This window comes from Pseudomonas sp. M5A4_2d (assembly GCF_053345295.1).
In genome coordinates this window covers 255,248-271,469 of sequence record NZ_JBKEZW010000007.1, presented here as the reverse complement: position 1 = coordinate 271,469, position 16,222 = coordinate 255,248, and the positions used below count along the sequence as shown (strand labels likewise).

Sequence of the window (16,222 nt, the reverse complement as noted above, 5' to 3'; positions counted from 1 at the left end):
GGGCTGTCACCAATGTCGCATCAATCTGATTTGATCAGCGAGGACATCCTCGCCTACCTGGGCCAGCACGAGCGCAAGGAAATGTTGCGCTTCCTGACCTGCGGCAACGTCGACGACGGCAAGAGCACCCTGATCGGGCGCCTGCTGCACGACTCCAAGATGATCTACGAAGATCACCTGGAAGCCATCACCCGCGACTCGAAGAAGTCCGGCACCACCGGTGACGATATCGACCTGGCTTTGCTGGTTGATGGCCTGCAGGCCGAGCGTGAGCAGGGCATCACCATTGATGTTGCCTACCGCTACTTCTCCACCGCAAAGCGCAAATTCATCATCGCCGACACCCCTGGCCATGAGCAGTACACCCGCAACATGGCCACTGGCGCCTCCACCTGTGACCTGGCGATCATCCTGATTGATGCCCGCTACGGTGTGCAGACCCAGACCCGTCGCCACAGCTTTATCGCCTCGTTGCTGGGTATCAAGCACATCGTGGTGGCCGTCAACAAGATGGACATCAATGGTTTTGACCAAAGCATTTTCGAGCAGATCAAGGCTGATTACCTGAAGTTCGCCGACGGCATCGCATTCAAGCCGAGCACCATGGCATTCGTGCCGATGTCCGCGCTCAAAGGCGATAACGTGGTGAACAAGAGTGAGCGTTCGCCCTGGTACACCGGCCAGTCGCTGATGGAAATTCTCGAAACCGTCGAGATTGCCAACGACCGCAACTACACCGACCTGCGTTTCCCGGTGCAGTACGTCAACCGTCCGAACCTGAACTTCCGTGGTTTCGCCGGCACCCTGGCCAGCGGCATCGTGCACAAGGGCGACGAAGTCGTGGTGCTGCCGTCGGGCAAGAGCAGCCGCGTCAAATCCATCGTCACCTTCGACGGTGAGTTGGAACACGCCGGCCCAGGCCAGGCCGTGACCCTGACCATGGAAGACGAAATCGACATCTCCCGTGGCGACCTGCTGGTGCATGCCGACAACGTGCCGCAAGTGACCGACGCCTTCGACGCCATGCTGGTGTGGATGGCCGAAGAACCGATGCTGCCGGGCAAGAAGTACGACATCAAGCGCGCCACCAGCTACGTGCCGGGCTCTATCACCAGCATCGTGCATCGCGTGGACGTGAACACCCTGGCCGAAGGCCCGGCGAGTTCGCTGCAGTTGAACGAGATTGGTCGCGTCAAGGTCAGCCTCGACGCCGCCATCGCGCTGGACGGCTACGACAGCAACCGCACCACCGGTGCGTTTATTGTCATCGACCGCTTGACCAACGGCACGGTGGCCGCGGGCATGATCATCGCGCCGCCGGTCAACCATGGCTCGGCCACGCATCACGGCAAGTTGGCCCATGTGGCTACCGAAGAGCGCGCCCAGCGCTTCGGCCAGCAGCCCGCTACTGTGCTGTTCAGCGGCCTGTCGGGCGCGGGCAAGAGCACCTTGGCCTATGCGGTTGAGCGCAAGCTGTTCGACATGGGCCGTGCAGTGTTCGTACTGGATGGCCAGAACCTGCGCCACGACCTGAACAAAGGGTTGCCGCAGGACCGTACCGGGCGCACCGAAAATTGGCGACGTGCCGCTCACGTGGCGCGCCAGTTCAACGAAGCCGGCCTGCTGACCCTGGCCGCATTCGTTGCCCCGGATGCCGAGGGCCGCGAACAGGCCAAGGCGCTGATTGGTGCCGATCGCCTGCTGACGGTTTACGTGCAGGCCTCGCCGTTGGTGTGCGCCGAGCGTGATCCGCAAGGCCTGTACGCTGCCGGTGGGGATAACATCCCTGGCGAGTCCTTCCCGTATGACGTGCCGTTGAATGCCGACCTGGTCATCGACACCCAGGCACTGTCGCTGGAAGACAGCGTCAAGCAAGTGCTGGAGTTGTTGCGTCAGCGCGGCGCGATCTAAACCTCGCCGCCACACAAAAGCCCGCCACCGAGCACTCGGTGGCGGGCTTTTTTACATCGTCTCAAAAGTGGACTCGGTCAATGTGGGAGCTGGCTTGCCTGCGATGGCGGACTGTCCGTTTATGTTTCCTCGGCTGACCCACCGCTATCGCAGGCAAGCCAGCTCCCACATTAAATTGCATTCACACGTTGATCAGCGACTGCCTGGATAATCTGTGTGAAGCTTGTCTAGAAGCGCATCCTTGTCTTCCCACAACCGGTTGATCCAGCCCTGGAACGCCAACCGATACTCCCCATCCTGCTCATAATTCTTGCCAATGAACTCGGCAGGGATCTGCACTTCTGCAAACTGCACGACTACGTCCTTCACATTCCCGCACAGCAAATCCCAGTAACCCGGGCGCCCGCCAGGGTAGTGAATCGTCACGTTCACCAGTGACTTCAACTGCTCGCCCATGGCATCCAGCACAAACGCGATACCGCCAGCCTTGGGCTTGAGCAGGTAGCGAAACGGCGATTTCTGCTGGGCATGCTTGCCCGGCGTAAACCGAGTGCCTTCGGCAAAGTTGAAAATCCCCACCGGGTTGTTGCGAAATTTCGCACATGTCTTACGGGTGGTTTCCAGGTCTTTGCCTTTCTTCTCCGGATGCTTTTCCAAATAGGCCTTGGTGTAGCGCTTCATGAACGGGAAGCCCAACGCCCACCACGCCAGGCCAATCACCGGCACCCAGATCAATTCCTGCTTGAGGAAGAACTTCAGTGGGCGAATCCGTCGATTGAGCACGTATTGCAGGACCATGATGTCGACCCAGCTCTGGTGGTTACTGGTCACCAGGTATGAGTGCTGGTAATCGAGGCCCTCAAGGCCAGTCAGGTGCCAGCGGGTGCGCCGCACCAGGTTCATCCAGCCCTTGTTGTTGGTCACCCAGGCTTCATGGGTGTGGTTCATCAGCCCTTCGCTGAAGCGTTTGGCAAACGGCAGTGCCTTGAACAGCGCGACAATAAACAGGAACGAGCACAGCAGGATCGTGTTCAGCGCCAGCAGCAGCGAAGCAATTACCCCGCGCACGGCGGCAGGTAGAAAATCCAGCATTTAGATATCCATAGGTCGGTTGGCGGCTTGAATCGCAGTCAGGGCGATGGTGTACACGATGTCGTCGACCTGGGCGCCGCGCGGCAGGTCGTTTACCGGCTTGCGCAGGCCTTGCAGCATGGGCCCCAAGCTCACGCAATCGGCACTGCGTTGCACGGCTTTGTGCGTGGTATTGCCGGTGTTCAGGTCGGGGAACACAAACACCGTGGCTTTGCCGGCGACCTGGCTGTTGGGCGCCAACTGCCGGGCAACGGTTTCGTTGGCGGCGGCGTCGTATTGCAAGGGCCCGTCGATCAGCAGTGAGCTTTGCTGCTCATGGGCGAGCAGGGTGGCTTCGCGGACTTTCTCCACTTCCTCGCCACTGGCCGAGTCGCCGCTGGAATAGCTGATCATCGCCACGCGCGGGGTGATACCGAAAGCCGCGGCCGAGTCGGCGCTTTGCAGGGCGATTTCTGCCAGTTCGGCGGCGCTTGGGTGCGGGTTCATCACGCAGTCGCCATACACCAGCACCTGCTCGGGGAACAACATGAAGAACACCGACGACACCAAGGTGCAGCCCGGCGCCGTTTTAATCAGCTGCAGGGCAGGGCGGATAGTGTTGGCGGTGGAGTGGATAACGCCGGAGACCAGGCCGTCCACTTCATCCAGCGCAAGCATCATCGTGGCGATCACCACCGTGTCTTCCAGTTGCTGCTCGGCCATCGGCGCATTGAGGCTCTTGCTCTTGCGTAGCGCGACCATCGGTTCGACATACCGCTGGCGAATCAGGTCCGGGTCGAGAATCTCCAGGCCTTCGGGCAACTCAATGCCGTGGGCGCGGGCAACCGCTTCCACATCGGCCGGCTTGGCCAGCAGCACGCAACGGGCAATGCCCCGGGCCTGGCAGATGGCGGCGGCTTGTACGGTCAACGGCTCGCTGCCTTCGGGCAGCACGATGCGTTTGTTGGCCGCCTGGGCGCGCTGGATCAACTGATAGCGGAACACCGCCGGCGACAGGCGCATCTCCCGAGGCGTACCGCAGCGTTGGTGCAGCCAGCGCGCATCCAGGTGGCTGGCGACGAAATCGGTGATGATCTCCGCACGTTCGCGGTCATCAATCGGGATTTCCTTGTTCAGGCTGTTGAGCTGGTTGGCGGTGTCGTAGGAGCCGGTGCTCACCGACAACACCGGCAGCCCGGCCTGGAAAGCGCCGCGGCACAGATCCATGATGCGTGGGTCGGGCAGGGTGTCGCTGGTCAGCAGCAAGCCGGCCAGGGGCACACCGTTGATCGCGGCCAGGCTGACGGCGAGGATGATGTCGTCGCGGTCTCCGGGGGTAACCACCAATACGCCGGGCTTGAGCAGTTCAACGGTGTTACGCATGGTGCGGGCGCAGATGATGATCTTGGTCATGCGCCGGCTTTCATAGTCGCCGGCGTTGAGAATCTGCGCGCCCATCAGGTCGGCTACGTCGCGGGTGCGCGGTGCATTGAGTTCGGGCTGGTAGGGAATGCAGCCAAGCAGGCGGAAATCCCCGCTGCGCAACAGCGGCGAATGCTCTTTGAGGCGCGCTGAGAACGCTTCCATGCTTTCATCGGTGCGCACTTTATTGAGAATCACACCGAGCATTTTCGGGTCTTTCGGGCCGCCGAACAGTTGGGCCTGCAGTTCCACGCGGCCGGAGAGTTCGGTGAGCACTTCGTTTTCCGGCGCAGAGACCAGGATCACTTCCGCGTCGAGGCTCTTGGCCAGGTGCAGGTTGACTCGCGCCGCATAGCTGGCGCTACGGGTCGGCACCATGCCCTCGACGATCAGCACGTCCTTGCCCACAGCGGCTTGCTGATAAAGGGTGATGATTTCTTCGAGCAGTTCGTCGAGCTGGCCGTCGCCGAGCATCCGCTCCACATGGGCCAGGCCCAGGGGCTGTGGCGGTTTCAGGCCATGGGTGCGGGCCACCAGCTCGGTGGAGCGTTCGGGGCCGGTGTCGCCCGGGTGTGGCTGGGCAATGGGTTTGAAGAAGCCGACTTTCAGCCCGGCCCGTTCAAGGGTACGCACCAGCCCAAGGCTGATGGAGGTCAGACCCACACCAAAATCGGTGGGCGCGATAAAAAAAGTCTGCATGCGAATTCTCTGGAGGTGCATGGCTTCGGTGGCGCTCTATGGTTGAGCGCCTACCGGGAATCAGGTACCAAGGTTATCGTTATTCGCGCTTTTGCGCACACCAGCCGCACGCAAAGGGCAGGCCTATTTTTTCAAGGCGCTGCGCAGGGTCGAGCACCCAGGCGCGGGACTGCCATGGCGGCTGGTGGCGCAGGTGTTGGGTGTGGCCGCAGGACAGGTCGGCGACCCAGTGCCGGTCGTCGTCCTGATGGAAACCAATGATGAAGGATGCCGTTGATCGGTCCCGTCTGTCCGGGTTCTGTTCGCTTTCGGGCAAATCCTTGTTTAGACTTGTCCGTTCTTCATTCTTATGCAAAAGGTCTCGCCCCATGACGATCGCCGCTAACAAGGCTGTCTCCATCGACTATACCCTGACCAACGACGCTGGTGAGGTCATCGACAGCTCCGCCGGCGGCGCGCCGCTGGTCTACCTGCAAGGCGCAGGTAACATCATCCCGGGCCTGGAGAAGGCTCTGGAAGGCAAGAACGTCGGTGACGAACTGACTGTCGCCGTAGAACCTGAAGATGCTTACGGCGAATACTCCGCCGAACTGGTCAGCACCCTGAGCCGCAGCATGTTCGAAGGCGTCGACGAGCTGGAAGTGGGCATGCAGTTCCACGCTTCCGCGCCGGATGGCCAAATGCAGATCGTCACCATCCGCGATCTGGACGGCGACGACGTGACTGTCGACGGCAACCACCCTCTGGCTGGCCAGCGCCTGAACTTCCAAGTGAAGATCGTTGCCATCCGCGACGCTTCCCAGGAAGAAGTGGCTCACGGCCACGTCCACGGTGAAGGCGGTCACCAGCACTGATTGATGGTTTAATCAGCTGGTAACAAAAACGCCCCGACTGGTTCGGGGCGTTTTTTTTTGCTTGAAAATATCTATCTCACACCCCGCAGTCCAAGTGTGGGAGCGGGCTTGCCCGCGATGGGGGCGTGTCAGCCACCTTATAAGTGATTGATCCACCGCTATCGCGGGCAAGTCCTCCTACATTTTGAACTGCGCACGCCCTATATCAGGCACAAACAAAAATGCCCCGGACCTTTCGGTACGGGGCATTTCTTAACTGTGACGTAACCTGGGCTACGTTGCAGTTTTTACCACTTAGGCTGCTGCAGCGACGTTCAGAGCCTTGATGTGGCCATTCAGGCGGCTCTTATGACGAGCGGCCTTGTTCTTGTGGATGATGCCTTTATCAGCCATACGGTCGATAACTGGCACGGCCAGAACGTAAGCAGCTTGGGCTTTTTCAGCGTCTTTGGTGTCGATGGCTTTAACTACATTCTTGATGTAGGTACGAACCATGGAACGCAGGCTGGCGTTGTGGCTGCGACGCTTCTCAGCCTGTTTTGCACGTTTTTTGGCGGAAGGTGTGTTGGCCACCGTCGAGCTCCTCGAAAGACTTTTTAGGAAATAGCAAACAAAATAGGCCGCGAATCATGCCGATGACTTGATGGGTTGTCAAGGGCGGCTGATGCGAACTGCTGAGTGGTCGATCTGAAGAGGCGGGTGATTTATTTCCGGCGCTTGACCTGTAAACTCGCGAGCTTTGGCTCTGTGCTGTTGCAGGCGCGCAGTATCGCATAAGTGGGCGCTTTGTTCGCCTGCTCTTTATCTATAGGCGCAAACTCTTTCAATGAATCTGCTCAAATCGTTGGCTGCGGTCAGCTCTATCACCATGATTTCCCGGGTTTTGGGGTTTGTGCGTGACACCCTGCTGGCGCGCATTTTTGGCGCCAGCATGGCCACGGATGCATTCTTTATTGCCTTTAAACTGCCCAATCTGCTGCGGCGGATCTTCGCGGAGGGCGCTTTTTCTCAAGCTTTCGTGCCGATCCTGGCCGAGTACAAGACCCAGCAGGGTGAAGAGGCGACCCGCACGTTTATTGCCTATGTCTCGGGCCTGCTGACCCTGGTACTGATGTTGGTGACCATCGCCGGCATGCTGGCTGCACCCTGGGTGATCTGGGCCACGGCGCCTGGTTTTGCCAACACACCGGAAAAATTCGCGCTGACCACTGATCTGCTGCGGGTGACCTTCCCCTATATATTGCTGATTTCTCTGTCGTCCCTGGCTGGCGCGATCCTCAATACCTGGAACCGCTTCTCGGTGCCGGCCTTTGTGCCGACCCTGTTGAACGTCAGCATGATTATTTTCGCGCTGTTCCTCACGCCGTACTTCGATCCGCCGGTCATGGCTTTGGGCTGGGCGGTGCTGGCGGGTGGCCTGGCGCAATTGCTCTACCAACTGCCGCACCTGAAAAAGATCGGCATGCTCGTGCTGCCGCGTCTTAACCTCAAGGACACCGGTGTGTGGCGCGTAATGCGCAATATGCTGCCTGCGATTCTGGGTGTGTCGGTCAGTCAGATCTCCCTGATCATCAACACCGCGTTTGCCTCGCTGCTGGTCTCCGGTTCGGTGTCGTGGATGTACTACGCCGATCGCCTGATGGAACTGCCGTCCGGTGTGCTTGGCGTGGCTCTGGGCACGATTTTGCTGCCAACCTTGTCGCGCACCTATGCCAGCAAGGACCGCCAGGAGTATTCACGCATCCTCGACTGGGGCCTTCGCCTGTGCTTCATGCTGGTGCTGCCATGTTCCCTGGCGTTGGGAATCCTGGCTGAGCCGCTGACTGTGTCGTTGTTCCAGTATGGCCAGTTCAGTGCGTTTGACGCGTCGATGACCCAACGTGCGTTGGTCGCCTACTCCGTCGGTTTGCTCGGCATTATTGTGATCAAGGTGCTGGCCCCAGGCTTCTACGCACAGCAAAACATCCGCACTCCGGTCAAAATCGCGATTTTCACCCTGATCGTTACCCAGTTGCTCAATCTGGTGTTTATCGGCCCGTTGGCCCATGCCGGCCTGGCCCTGGCTATCAGCATCGGTGCCTGCATCAATGCCGGCTTGCTGTTTTATCAGTTGCGCAAGCAGCAGATGTATCAGCCGCAGCCGGGCTGGGGGATGTTCGCCCTCAAGCTGCTGGTGGCCGTGGCGGCGATGTCGGCGGTATTGCTGGGCCTGATGCACTTCATGCCTGCCTGGGATCAAGGCCATATGCTGGAGCGCTTCATGCGCCTTGGCGTGTTGGTGGTCGCCGGTGTGGTGGTGTACTTCGGGATGTTGCTGCTACAAGGCTTTCGCCTGCGGGATTTCAATCGCAAGTCGCTGGGGTAGAGAGTTTGCCGCGATAAAACGGTTGTTTTATCGATTCGACCCCTTTGGCCTGTTCTGTTGCCTGTCGTCCGGGGCCGGGTGTGGTTATAATCGACCACTTTATGAGCAAGAAGCGCGTTATGCAGCTGGTTCGAGGTCTCCACAACCTGCGCCCCGAGCATCGGGGCTGCGTCGCCACTATTGGCAACTTTGACGGTGTTCACCGTGGCCACCAGGCTATCCTGGGCCGGCTGCGTGAACGTGCGGTTGAGTTGGGCGTGCCCAGCTGCGTGGTGATTTTTGAACCACAGCCGCGGGAATTCTTTACCCCCGAAACGGCGCCAGCACGTCTGGCCCGCTTGCGGGACAAGCTGCAACTGCTGGCTGAAGAGGGTGTGGACCGTGTCCTTTGCCTGGCCTTCAACCAGCGCTTGCAAAGCCTCAGCGCCGCCGAGTTCGTCGACCGTATTCTGGTGGATGGCCTGGGCGTACAGCACCTGGAGGTCGGCGACGACTTCCGTTTCGGTTGCGACCGCGTCGGGGATTTCGACTTCCTGCAGCACGCCGGTGTTAATCAAGGTTTTACCGTCGAAGCCGCGCAAACCGTCGAACTGGATGGCCTGCGCGTGAGTAGTACCCAGGTGCGTAACGCCCTGGCCGCTGCCGACTTCGCCTTGGCCGAGCGCTTGCTCGGCCGCCCGTTCCGCATTGCCGGGCGGGTCCTGCACGGCCAGAAGCTGGCGCGCCAACTGGGCACGCCAACCGCCAACGTGCAACTTAAGCGCCGTCGTGTGCCACTCACCGGGGTTTACCTGGTGAGTGTCGACATTGACGGTCAATCGTGGCCGGGAGTCGCCAACATAGGCGTCAGGCCCACGGTTGCAGGTGATGGCAAGGCCCACCTGGAAGTTCACCTTTTGGATTTTGCCGGTGATTTGTATGACCGGCGTTTGACGGTGGTTTTCCACCAGAAGCTGCGTGAAGAGCAGCGTTTCGCCTCCCTGGAGGCGTTGAAAACGGCGATCAATGCGGATGTCGCCGCCGCCCGTGCACTAGCCGCACCTAGCGCCCATCGCTAACCGAAGAGCCTTAAATGACCGACTATAAAGCCACGCTAAACCTTCCGGACACCGCCTTCCCAATGAAGGCCGGCCTGCCACAGCGCGAACCGCAGATCCTGCAGGGCTGGGACAGTATTGGCCTGTACGGAAAGTTGCGCGAAATTGGCAAGGATCGTCCGAAGTTCGTCCTGCACGACGGCCCTCCTTATGCCAACGGCACGATTCACATCGGTCATGCGCTGAATAAAATTCTCAAGGACATGATCCTGCGCTCGAAAACCCTGTCGGGTTTCGACGCGCCGTATGTTCCGGGCTGGGACTGCCACGGCCTGCCGATCGAACACAAAGTCGAAGTGACCTACGGCAAGAACCTGGGCGCGGATAAAACCCGCGAACTGTGCCGTGCCTACGCCACCGAGCAGATCGAAGGGCAGAAGTCCGAATTCATCCGCCTGGGCGTGTTGGGCGAGTGGGACAACCCGTACAAAACCATGAACTTCAAGAACGAGGCCGGTGAAATCCGCGCCTTGGCCGAAATCGTCAAGGGCGGTTTCGTGTTCAAGGGCCTCAAGCCCGTGAACTGGTGTTTCGACTGCGGTTCGGCCCTGGCCGAAGCGGAAGTCGAGTACGAAGACAAAAAGTCCTCGACCATCGACGTGGCCTTCCCGATCGCCGACGACGCCAAGCTGGCCGAGGCCTTTGGCCTGGCGAGCCTGAGCAAACCGGCTGCCATCGTGATCTGGACCACCACCCCGTGGACCATCCCGGCCAACCAGGCGCTGAACGTGCACCCGGAATTCACCTACGCCCTGGTGGATGTGGGTGATCGCCTGCTGGTGCTGGCCGAGGAAATGGTCGAGGCCTGCCTGGCTCGCTACGAGCTGCAAGGTTCGGTGATCGCCACCACCACCGGCACCGCGCTGGAACTGATCAACTTCCGTCACCCGTTCTACGACCGTCTGTCGCCGGTGTACCTGGCCGACTACGTTGAGCTGGGCTCGGGTACTGGCGTGGTTCACTGCTCGCCCGCCTATGGCGTGGACGACTTCGTGATCTGCAAGAAGTACGGCATGGTCAACGATGACATCATCAACCCGGTGCAGAGCAATGGCGTGTACGCGCCTTCGCTGGAGTTCTTCGGCGGCCAGTTCATCTTCAAGGCCGACCAGCCGATCATCGACAAGCTGCGTGAAGTCGGTGCGCTGATGCAAACCGAGACCATCAAGCACAGCTACATGCACTGCTGGCGTCACAAGAGCCCGCTGATCTACCGCGCCACCGCGCAGTGGTTCATCGGCATGGACAAAGAGCCGGTCAGCGGCGACACCCTGCGTGTGCGCTCGCTCAAAGCCATCGAAGACACCCAGTTCGTCCCGGCCTGGGGCCAGGCGCGCCTGCACTCGATGATCGCCAACCGTCCGGACTGGTGCATCTCCCGCCAACGCAACTGGGGCGTGCCGATTCCGTTCTTCCTGAACAAGGAAAGCGGCGAACTGCACCCACGCACCGTCGAGCTGATGGAAGCCGTGGCCCTGCGCGTTGAACAGGAAGGCATCGAAGCCTGGTTCAAGCTGGATGCCGCTGAGTTGCTGGGCGACGAAGCGCCGCTGTACGACAAGATCAGCGACACCCTCGACGTGTGGTTCGACTCGGGCACCACCCACTGGCACGTGCTGCGTGGTTCGCACCCGATGGGCCACGAGACAGGCCCGCGGGCCGACCTGTACCTGGAAGGCTCGGACCAACACCGTGGCTGGTTCCACTCGTCGTTGCTGACCGGTTGCGCCATCGACAATCACGCGCCGTACCGCGAACTGCTGACCCATGGCTTCACCGTCGACGAGACGGGTCGCAAGATGTCCAAGTCGCTGAAGAACGTGATCGAGCCGAAAAAGATCAACGACACCCTGGGCGCCGACATCATGCGTCTGTGGGTGGCCTCGACCGATTACTCGGGCGAAATCGCAGTGTCGGACCAGATCCTGGCCCGTAGCGCCGATGCCTACCGCCGTATCCGTAATACCGCACGCTTCCTGCTGTCGAACCTGACCGGTTTCAACCCGGCCACCGACATCCTGCCGGCCGAGGAAATGCTCGCCCTGGACCGCTGGGCCGTGGACCGTACCCTGTTGCTGCAACGCGAGTTGCAGGAGCACTACGGTGAGTACCGTTTCTGGAACGTCTACTCGAAGATCCACAACTTCTGCGTGCAGGAGCTGGGTGGTTTCTACCTCGACATCATCAAGGACCGCCAGTACACCACCGGCGCCAACAGCAAGGCCCGCCGTTCGGCGCAGACCGCGCTGTATCACATCTCTGAAGCGCTGGTGCGCTGGATCGCACCGATACTGGCCTTCACCGCCGACGAATTGTGGGAATACCTGCCGGGCGAGCGTAACGAGTCCGTGATGCTCAACACCTGGTACGAAGGCCTGACCGAACTGCCGGCCGACTTCGAACTGGGCCGCGAGTACTGGGAAGGCGTGATGGCCGTCAAAGTTGCGGTGAACAAGGAGCTGGAAGTTCAGCGTGCGGCCAAGGCCGTCGGTGGCAACCTGCAAGCCGAAGTCACCTTGTTTGCCGAGGAAGGCCTGACCGCCGACCTGGCCAAGCTGAGCAACGAACTGCGCTTCGTGCTGATCACCTCGACCGCCAGCCTGGCACCGTTTACCCAGGCGCCAGCGGACGCGGTGGCGACTGAAGTGCCGGGCCTCAAGCTCAAAGTGGTCAAGTCGGCCTTCCCTAAGTGCGCCCGTTGCTGGCACTGCCGTGAAGACGTTGGCGTGAACCCTGAGCATCCGGAAATCTGCGGTCGCTGCGTCGATAACATTTCCGGTGATGGCGAGGTTCGCCACTATGCCTAACGCTTCCAGCCGTTTCGGACGTCTGGGCTGGCTCGTACTGAGCGTGCTGGTGCTGGTCATTGACCAGCTCAGCAAGGCTCACTTCGAAGGCGCCTTACAGATGTACCAGCAGATTGTGGTCATTCCTGACTACTTCAGCTGGACCCTGGCCTACAACACCGGCGCCGCTTTCAGCTTCCTCGCTGATGGCGGCGGCTGGCAGCGCTGGCTGTTCGCCCTGATCGCCGTGGTGGTCAGTGCGGTGCTGGTGGTCTGGCTCAAACGCCTGGGCCGTGATGACACCTGGCTGGCGATTGCCCTGGCGTTGGTGCTGGGCGGCGCGCTGGGCAACCTGTACGACCGCATTGCCCTGGGTCATGTGATCGACTTTATCCTGGTGCATTGGCAGAACCGCTGGTACTTCCCGGCGTTCAACTTTGCCGACAGCGCCATCACCGTCGGTGCAATCATGCTGGCGTTGGACATGTTCAAAAGTAAGAAAACCGGAGAGACCGTCAATGACTGATCAGGTATTGGCTGAGCAACGCATCGGCCAGAACACGGAAGTCACTTTGCATTTCGCATTGCGCCTGGAGAATGGCGACACGGTCGACAGTACGTTCGACAAAGCCCCGGCGACCTTCAAGGTCGGTGATGGCAACCTGCTTCCGGGTTTTGAAGCCGCTCTGTTCGGTTTCAAGGCCGGCGACAAGCGCACCCTGCAGATTTTGCCGGAAAACGCCTTTGGCCAGCCTAACCCGCAAAACGTACAGATCATCCCGCGTTCGCAGTTCCAGGACATGGACCTGTCGGAAGGTCTGTTGGTGATCTTCAACGACGCGGCGAATACCGAGCTGCCCGGTGTGGTGAAAACCTTCGATGACGCGCAAGTGACCATCGACTTCAACCACCCGTTGGCCGGTAAAACCTTGACGTTTGACGTCGAAATCATCGACGTTAAAGCGCTCTGATTGACTAAACCGGTTCCTGTGGGAGCTGGCTTGCCTGCGATAGCATCACCTCGGTGTACCTGATACACCGAGTCGTCTGTACCGCGGGCAGGCCCGGCTTCCACAGAGGCTTACTCTTACAGAGTTGAGTTGATCCAATTTCTTGCCCTGCAAGACACGAGGCACAGCATGCAAATCAAACTCGCCAACCCCCGTGGCTTCTGCGCTGGTGTGGACCGGGCGATCGAAATCGTTAATCGCGCTCTGGAGGTCTTCGGGCCGCCGATTTACGTGCGCCATGAAGTCGTCCACAACAAATTCGTGGTCGAAGACCTGCGAGCACGCGGCGCTATCTTTGTCGAAGAACTCGACCAGGTGCCGGACGACGTTATTGTCATCTTCAGCGCCCACGGTGTGTCCCAGGCCGTACGTACCGAAGCGGCCGGCCGTGGCCTGAAAGTATTCGACGCCACCTGCCCGCTGGTGACCAAGGTGCACATCGAAGTCGCGCGTTACAGCCGTGACGGTCGTGAATGCATCCTGATTGGCCACGCTGGCCACCCGGAGGTCGAAGGCACCATGGGCCAGTACGACGCCAGCACTGGCGGCGCCATCTACCTCGTAGAAGATGAAAAAGACGTCGCCAACTTGCAGGTACAAAACCCCGAGCGGCTGGCCTTTGTGACGCAAACCACCTTGTCGATGGATGATACCAGCCGAGTGATCGATGCCCTGCGCACACGGTTCCCGGCCATCGGTGGTCCGCGTAAGGACGACATCTGCTACGCCACGCAAAACCGTCAAGACGCGGTCAAGCAACTGGCCGATGAATGTGATGTCGTGCTCGTGGTCGGCAGCCCTAACAGCTCCAACTCCAACCGCTTGCGCGAACTGGCTGAGCGCATGGCTACCCCGGCGTACTTGATCGACGGCGCTGAAGACATGCAGCGCAGCTGGTTCGACGGTGTTGAACGTATCGGCATCACTGCGGGTGCCTCGGCCCCTGAAGTCCTGGTGCGTGGCGTGATCCAGCAACTGCAGGCTTGGGGTGCCACCGGTGCCGATGAGTTGGCCGGTCGTGAAGAGAACATCACGTTCTCCATGCCGAAGGAGCTGCGAGTCCGCTCGTTGCTTTAAATGCCAGGTTGCCGGAATGATTTCGGCACAATGCCTGCTCGGTGGGTTCACTGCGCAGGCTGATGCGCCCGCTGGGCGCCAGCACCAGCTGAAACAGGCTTTGCGCTTGGTCCGCGTCGCATACATGCACAGTACCAGCGCGAAAGCCTCCTGCTGAAAACACCGGTTCGCCCAACCCGCTGAAGCGCACCTGGCTCTTGACCGGCCCATTGCCTACGATCGGTATTTTCCCTCCGTCCTGACGTTCCAGCAGCACCGGGTTGTTGTCGTCCAGGACGCCGCGTCCGCTGACGTCCAGAATCACTCGCCATCCCAGGCTCCAGTTCTCATCCCTTGCATGAATCACCACCGCACGATTGCGGGTAATGGCCTCGGTGCGTGCATAACGCAACCCGGCTGCCAGGGCGTTGACAGCCGTTTGTCGTTGCTGCGATTCAAGAAACCCCCTGAAGCTGGGTACTGCGAGGTTTGTCAGGATGCCGCTCAGCACCAAGCCGAGCAGCAGTTCGATCAGCGTGAAGCCGTGTTGTCTCATAGGCCGTCCCTCCGTGGACGTGTTCAGTCTTTCAATTGATAGGCATAGGTATAGCCCCCGGCTCCTCGCGCTGAATGATGGCATTCATGTCCAAAGTATTTCCCTTTGTTCCGATAGCAGCGCCAGCCAAAAACCGGCGCTAGTCTTGGGCCGCACAGCAGCTGTTTTGCTGTTTTTTCAGCCTTCGACAGGGATGACGACGGTAATGCTTGTTCGCCCGAACACAAACGCTGCCCCCTTTTTGCCCAGACACCAATCCGGCATGACGCTGATCGAGGTGCTGGTGGCGGTGCTGATTCTTGCGGTTGGCCTGCTCGGCGCCGCCGTGATCCAGCTCAATGCACTCAAGCACACCGACAGCTCCAGGATGATCAGCCAGGCCAGTTTCATTGCCTACGACATGCTGGACCGGGTCCGCGCCAACTCGGGCGCCGATTACTCATGGGGTCTGAGCGAAGGTGCACCCTCCAGTACAGTGACCTCCAGCGTACGCGACCTGGACCTGCATGATTTTGAAGCCAATATCATCGGGTTTGCCGGAGCGAGCGCAAAAGGTTCTGTCGTGGTCAGCGGCAGCGAGGTGACCGTTAGTATCAGTTGGGACGACGCCAGGGCAGCGAACAGCAGCGGTGCACGGGAAACGTTCATCCTCACCAGTCGCGCTGCCAGCGAGCCGGGGGTGGCGCAATGATTCGCTTGGCGCGGGGTTTCAGCTTGATGGAGCTGTTGCTGGCGCTGGCTGTCGGGTTGGTGCTGGTACTCGGGGTCAGTCAGGTCGTCATCAGCGCTCGATCCACCCACGCCAGCCAGCAGGCCGCCATGTTGCTGCAGGATGATGCGCGGTTTGTGCTGGGCAAGATGATCCAGGATATTCGCCAGGCGGGCATGCTGGGCTGCCTGGCCACGGCCTATATCGATAACGCACCGCCAGCGTTTGATCGCCCCGTTGGCTGGAGTGCGGCGAGTAGCTCAAGGTCACTGACGCTGGTCACTGCCGATGCGACAGGTGACGGCGGCAAGCCTGACTGGACGATACTGTCCGATTGCACCGGCACAGCCCAAGCCTATGCGGGCAGCTCACCATTGCCTGCGCCCGGGCAGACTCGATTTGCGATACGCCAGCTCACCTACACCTTTGAGGCGGGGCAGTTGAAGGTCAGTACGCCGGCAGCGCCGGCCAGGATTGTGTTGGTGGATAACGTACAGGCGTTCGACATCAGTTTTGGTGTAGCGGCCAAACCCGGCTCGACTCAAGTCGTGCGCTATGACGCCAGCCCGGCTGATGAATCGCTGATACGCAGTGTGCGCATTCAAATGACGCTTCGAGACCCGACCGGGCGAGTGAAGGATCAGGCTTACAGCGTCGTGGCGGCGCTGCGTAATCGGGTGGGGTAG

General features: G+C 60.1%; 15 protein-coding genes. 10 read left to right on the top strand and 5 right to left on the bottom strand.

The features are described 5' to 3' along the window. Positions 1-12: 12 nt before the first annotated feature. Positions 13-1,911 carry a sulfate adenylyltransferase subunit CysN gene (gene cysN, locus ACLBW8_RS18305; protein ID WP_221293907.1) on the top strand — a complete coding sequence of 633 codons (1,899 nt, stop codon included), beginning with the start codon at positions 13-15 and terminating at the stop codon, positions 1,909-1,911. A 192-nt stretch (positions 1,912-2,103) separates the two neighbouring features. Here cysN and ACLBW8_RS18300 read toward each other — a convergent pair whose 3' ends face one another. From ACLBW8_RS18300 to ACLBW8_RS18290, 3 genes are all read right to left on the bottom strand, one after another. After that, the gene (locus ACLBW8_RS18300) at positions 2,104-3,003 is read right to left on the bottom strand and encodes an acyltransferase (protein ID WP_447805992.1); all 900 of its coding nucleotides are present in this window, start codon (positions 3,001-3,003) and stop codon (positions 2,104-2,106) included. Then, the gene (pta, locus tag ACLBW8_RS18295) at positions 3,004-5,103 is read right to left on the bottom strand and encodes a phosphate acetyltransferase (RefSeq protein WP_262667002.1); all 2,100 of its coding nucleotides are present in this window, start codon (positions 5,101-5,103) and stop codon (positions 3,004-3,006) included. A gap of 79 nt (positions 5,104-5,182) precedes the next feature. Continuing rightward, complete coding sequence (locus ACLBW8_RS18290; RefSeq protein WP_064450633.1) at positions 5,183-5,473, bottom strand: DUF3565 domain-containing protein; 291 nt, start codon at positions 5,471-5,473, stop codon at positions 5,183-5,185. Here ACLBW8_RS18290 and ACLBW8_RS18285 point away from each other — a divergent pair. Beyond that, complete coding sequence (locus tag ACLBW8_RS18285; protein ID WP_016976314.1) at positions 5,472-5,957, top strand: FKBP-type peptidyl-prolyl cis-trans isomerase; 486 nt, start codon at positions 5,472-5,474, stop codon at positions 5,955-5,957. The two genes, ACLBW8_RS18290 and ACLBW8_RS18285, sit on opposite strands and share 2 nt — an antisense overlap. 294 nt (positions 5,958-6,251) lie before the next feature. On the opposite strand, the gene rpsT is transcribed toward ACLBW8_RS18285, so the two are convergent. Next, positions 6,252-6,530: a 30S ribosomal protein S20 gene (gene rpsT / locus ACLBW8_RS18280; protein ID WP_003171647.1), complete on the bottom strand. Its 279-nt coding sequence runs from the start codon at positions 6,528-6,530 to the stop codon at positions 6,252-6,254. A gap of 253 nt (positions 6,531-6,783) precedes the next feature. On the opposite strand from rpsT, the gene murJ reads away from it, so the two are divergent. From murJ to ispH, 6 genes are all read left to right on the top strand, one after another. Next, positions 6,784-8,322, top strand: coding sequence for a murein biosynthesis integral membrane protein MurJ (gene murJ, locus ACLBW8_RS18275; RefSeq protein WP_064450634.1), 1,539 nt, complete (start codon positions 6,784-6,786; stop codon positions 8,320-8,322). A gap of 119 nt (positions 8,323-8,441) precedes the next feature. Continuing rightward, positions 8,442-9,380: a bifunctional riboflavin kinase/FAD synthetase gene (gene ribF, locus ACLBW8_RS18270; protein WP_064450635.1), complete on the top strand. Its 939-nt coding sequence runs from the start codon at positions 8,442-8,444 to the stop codon at positions 9,378-9,380. A gap of 14 nt (positions 9,381-9,394) precedes the next feature. Next, entirely contained in the window at positions 9,395-12,226 is a 2,832-nt protein-coding gene (gene ileS, locus ACLBW8_RS18265; protein ID WP_447805991.1) for an isoleucine--tRNA ligase, read from the top strand. Continuing rightward, the gene (gene lspA, locus ACLBW8_RS18260) at positions 12,219-12,731 is read left to right on the top strand and encodes a signal peptidase II (RefSeq protein WP_064450637.1); all 513 of its coding nucleotides are present in this window, start codon (positions 12,219-12,221) and stop codon (positions 12,729-12,731) included. Before ileS ends, lspA begins: the two co-directional genes overlap by 8 nt. 7 nt (positions 12,732-12,738) lie before the next feature. After that, positions 12,739-13,176 carry an FKBP-type peptidyl-prolyl cis-trans isomerase gene (fkpB, locus tag ACLBW8_RS18255; RefSeq protein WP_010213263.1) on the top strand — a complete coding sequence of 146 codons (438 nt, stop codon included), beginning with the start codon at positions 12,739-12,741 and terminating at the stop codon, positions 13,174-13,176. 168 nt (positions 13,177-13,344) lie between these two features. Next, the gene (gene ispH, locus ACLBW8_RS18250; RefSeq protein ID WP_064450638.1) at positions 13,345-14,292 is read left to right on the top strand and encodes a 4-hydroxy-3-methylbut-2-enyl diphosphate reductase; all 948 of its coding nucleotides are present in this window, start codon (positions 13,345-13,347) and stop codon (positions 14,290-14,292) included. On the opposite strand, the gene ACLBW8_RS18245 is transcribed toward ispH, so the two are convergent. Next, entirely contained in the window at positions 14,246-14,827 is a 582-nt protein-coding gene (locus tag ACLBW8_RS18245; protein WP_128588608.1) for a GspH/FimT family pseudopilin, read from the bottom strand. The two genes, ispH and ACLBW8_RS18245, sit on opposite strands and share 47 nt — an antisense overlap. Positions 14,828-15,032: 205 nt before the next feature. Here ACLBW8_RS18245 and pilV point away from each other — a divergent pair, with 205 nt between their 5' ends. Beyond that, positions 15,033-15,518 (top strand): type IV pilus modification protein PilV, encoded by a 486-nt coding sequence (gene pilV, locus ACLBW8_RS18240; RefSeq protein WP_447806063.1) that lies wholly within the window; start codon positions 15,033-15,035, stop codon positions 15,516-15,518. After that, positions 15,515-16,222 carry a PilW family protein gene (locus ACLBW8_RS18235; RefSeq protein WP_447805990.1) on the top strand — a complete coding sequence of 236 codons (708 nt, stop codon included), beginning with the start codon at positions 15,515-15,517 and terminating at the stop codon, positions 16,220-16,222. The genes pilV and ACLBW8_RS18235 overlap by 4 nt, the downstream gene beginning before the upstream one ends.

What these genes read in the sequence shown, in the direction of transcription:
- ACLBW8_RS18285 (WP_016976314.1), top strand. Translation starts at nt 5,472, where the DNA reads ATGACGATCGCCGCTAACAAGGCTGTCTCCATCGACTATACCCTGACC.
- murJ (WP_064450634.1), top strand. Translation starts at nt 6,784, where the DNA reads ATGAATCTGCTCAAATCGTTGGCTGCGGTCAGCTCTATCACCATGATT.
- ileS (WP_447805991.1), top strand. Translation starts at nt 9,395, where the DNA reads ATGACCGACTATAAAGCCACGCTAAACCTTCCGGACACCGCCTTCCCA.
- pilV (WP_447806063.1), top strand. Translation starts at nt 15,033, where the DNA reads ATGCTTGTTCGCCCGAACACAAACGCTGCCCCCTTTTTGCCCAGACAC.
- ispH (WP_064450638.1), top strand. Translation starts at nt 13,345, where the DNA reads ATGCAAATCAAACTCGCCAACCCCCGTGGCTTCTGCGCTGGTGTGGAC.
- ACLBW8_RS18300 (WP_447805992.1), bottom strand. Translation starts at nt 3,003, where the DNA reads ATGCTGGATTTTCTACCTGCCGCCGTGCGCGGGGTAATTGCTTCGCTG.
- ACLBW8_RS18235 (WP_447805990.1), top strand. Translation starts at nt 15,515, where the DNA reads ATGATTCGCTTGGCGCGGGGTTTCAGCTTGATGGAGCTGTTGCTGGCG.
- ACLBW8_RS18290 (WP_064450633.1), bottom strand. Translation starts at nt 5,473, where the DNA reads ATGGGGCGAGACCTTTTGCATAAGAATGAAGAACGGACAAGTCTAAAC.
- lspA (WP_064450637.1), top strand. Translation starts at nt 12,219, where the DNA reads ATGCCTAACGCTTCCAGCCGTTTCGGACGTCTGGGCTGGCTCGTACTG.
- ribF (WP_064450635.1), top strand. Translation starts at nt 8,442, where the DNA reads ATGCAGCTGGTTCGAGGTCTCCACAACCTGCGCCCCGAGCATCGGGGC.
- cysN (WP_221293907.1), top strand. Translation starts at nt 13, where the DNA reads ATGTCGCATCAATCTGATTTGATCAGCGAGGACATCCTCGCCTACCTG.
- pta (WP_262667002.1), bottom strand. Translation starts at nt 5,103, where the DNA reads ATGCAGACTTTTTTTATCGCGCCCACCGATTTTGGTGTGGGTCTGACC.
- ACLBW8_RS18245 (WP_128588608.1), bottom strand. Translation starts at nt 14,827, where the DNA reads ATGAGACAACACGGCTTCACGCTGATCGAACTGCTGCTCGGCTTGGTG.